Consider the following 2,852-nt stretch of genomic DNA (forward strand, 5'->3'; position numbering starts at 1 on the left):
GACGAGCGAGGTGATCATGCCCAGCGGCAGGTCGGCATTGTGGACCAGGGCTCGCGCGCCGATGTCGGCGGCCACCAGCACCGCCGCGCCGAGGATGGCGGACAGCGGGATGAGTACGCGGTGGCCGGGGCCGACGAGCATGCGCACCAGGTGCGGCACGATCAACCCGACGAACAGGATGATGCCGGTGAACGCGACCCCGGCGGTGGCGAGGATCGCGACGACGACGATGATGTTGCGCCGCAACCGTTCCACGTCGACGCCGAGATGCCGCGCGGCGGATTCGCCGAGCGCCAGCAGGTCCAGGCGCGGGGCCATCCAGATCGCGGCCGCGATACCCAGCAGCGTGAGCGGCCACACCACGTTGACCGCCTGCCAGGTCGCGCCGTTGAGCGACCCCATCTGCCAGAACACCAGCTGATCGCGTGCGGCCGGGCTGGCTTTGAACAGCAGGAACGAGATCAGGCCCCCGGCAAAGGCATTGATGGCGACACCGGTGAGGATCAAGGTGACCACTTCGGTGCGCCCGCCCGAGCGCGAGAGCAGATACACCAGCGCGGTCGTGCCCAACCCGGCCACGAACGCGCCCGCCGCGACCGACCAGGCCGCCGCGAACGCGCCACCGATCACGATGACGGTGCCCGCCCCGACCGCCGCGCCCGCCGAAACCCCGATGACGCCGGGTTCGGCCAGCGGATTGGCGAACACGCCCTGCAGCAGCGCGCCCGCGGTGGCCAGCGCCGCACCGACGAGCACGGCCAGTACGACGCGCGGGAACCGGACTTCCCACAGGGTCACGTATCCGGCCGGGTGATGCGGCATCGGCCCCCAATTCAGGCCCATGCGGTGAAACACGCTCCCGGCGACCTCGGCGTAGCTGGTCGGCACCTGCCCGATGGCCGCGGAGATCACCGCCAGCACCAGCAGACCGGCGAGTGCGCCCGCGAAGATCAGTGTGGTGCGCGAGCGGGTGCGCCGCTGGTCCGGCGCCGGGTCGACACTGGCCGGAAACCGGTGCGCGGCCGCCGATTCCAGCTCCGCCGCGGTGACGTCGGTGGCCTCGGCGAGGTCGGTGGCCTTGTCGGAGCTGCTGGTGCGGGGATTGGCCGGATCGGTGGCGGGCCGCTCACGAGCGGCTGATGCCGGGTCATGAGCCGGATTCGATTGCGGGGGTAGCGGGTCGGTCATGCGTTCGCGGTGCCGTAGACGGCCTTGATCAGGGCGGTCAGGACGCGGCCGGTGTTGGGGCCGAAGGACAGCAGGACGGCGTCGGACATGTCGATGACGCGGCGGTCGCGCCCGGCGGGGGTTTGGGCGACGCCGGGGACTTTCTCGAGGCCGTCGACGCCGCCGACGGAGGCGAGGCCGTCGCTCATGACGAGCAGGACGTCGGGGGCGGCGGCGATCATGGCTTCGCTGGTGATGGGCAGGAAGTCCTGGGTGACGCCCGAGGCGGTGGCGGCGTCGATGCCGCCGATGGCCGCGATGAGGGATTCCGCGCCGGAGCCGGGGCCGAAGATCATGGTGATGGCGGTGGAGCGCAGGTAGAGGAACGCGATCTTGGGTTTGGTGTTCTGGTGCGGCACCGAGGCGGTGGCGGCGTCGATCTCGCCCTGGGTGCGTTTGGCCAGCGTCTTGCCCGCCTCGCTCACCCCCAGCGCGTCGGCGACGGCTTCGATCTGCGGGATGACGCCGTCGAGGGTGCGTTTGGAGTCGAAGTACACCACCGTGATGCCGAGTGCTTTGAGCTGGTCGCGCAGGGCGGGGGTGACGGCGGTGGTGTCGGTGAGGAACACGGTGGGCCGCAGGGCCGCAACGGCTTCCCGCGCTCAGGGTGCCCGAGCCGCTCGAGACGGTGGGCAGGGCGGTGACGGCGGGGAAGGCCGCGGAGTTGGAGCGGCCCACCAGGTTCGCGCGCAGCCCGAGCGCGACGACGGTCTGGGCGAGGGTGCCGTAGCGGTCGGCGGCGATGATGCGGCTGGTGTCGGTGACGGTGACGTCGCTGCCGTCGAAGGATTTCACGGTGACCGGCAGCACCGGGGTGGGTGCCGGGTTGAGTGCGACGGGGTCGAGGTCGCCGACGCTGGCGGTGACCGGTCCCTTGGCGCCGCTGCTGGAAGTGCCGCTGCCGCAGGCGGTGACGCCCGCGACCAGGCCGATACCGAGCAGCATGATCAGCAGCGGGCGCACGACCGAGCGGGCATTCACGAGACACCTCATGGCGGTAAGGTTAGCCTTGCTCATTCTGTGCGTGCGCTCACGTCTCCCAGGGCCGCGGCGATGGCCCGGGGCAGTTCCAGGGTCTCGGCGGCGAGGATTCCGGTCAGTTGCCCGAGATCGCGCGCTCCCACCAGCATCGACGCCACGCCCGGCTGGTCGCGGATCCAGGCCAGCGCGACCGCCAGCGGGGAGGTGCCCAGTCCGTCGGCGGCGGTGACGACCGCGTCGACCACGCGCAGGGCGCGTTCGTCGAGGTGTGCGGTGATCTCCGCGGCGGTGGCCTCGTCGGCGCCGCGGGAGTCGGCGGGCACGCCGTCGCGGTATTTGCCGGTGAGGATGCCCCCGGCCAGGGGTGCGGTGGCGACGATGCCGATGCCGTGATGCTGTGCGGCGGGCACGAATTCGTGTTCGACGCCGCGCGCGAGCAGCGAATACGGCAGATGCGTGGCCGTCAGCGGTGCGGCGGCGGCGAGGGTGGCCAGCTGCCAGCCGTCGTAGCCGCGGGCCCCGGCGTAGCGCACGCGCCCGGAGCGCACCGCCCAGCCCAGGGTGTCGGCGATCTCCTCGAGGGGGGTGTGCGGGTCCCAGGCGGCGACCGACCAGATGTCGAGGTGGTCGGTGCCGAGCTGGGC

At 71.9% G+C, this 2,852-nt stretch carries 2 protein-coding genes and 1 pseudogene; all 3 read right to left on the reverse strand.

Annotation, left to right across the window (positions count from 1 at the left end; genetic code table 11):
• The coding region (locus ACWELQ_RS42785) for a FecCD family ABC transporter permease (protein ID WP_452402696.1) at window positions 1-1,188 on the reverse strand (1,188 nt) is incomplete at its 3' end.
• A pseudogene (locus ACWELQ_RS42790) lies at window positions 1,185-2,220 on the reverse strand (heme/hemin ABC transporter substrate-binding protein). The pseudogene ACWELQ_RS42790 and the gene ACWELQ_RS42785, both read right to left, overlap by 4 nt.
• Window positions 2,221-2,240: 20 nt before the next feature.
• Window positions 2,241-2,852 (reverse strand): aldo/keto reductase (locus ACWELQ_RS42795; protein ID WP_452402697.1); only part of this gene is annotated, 612 nt, incomplete at its 5' end.

This window comes from Nocardia sp. NPDC004722 (assembly GCF_053601505.1).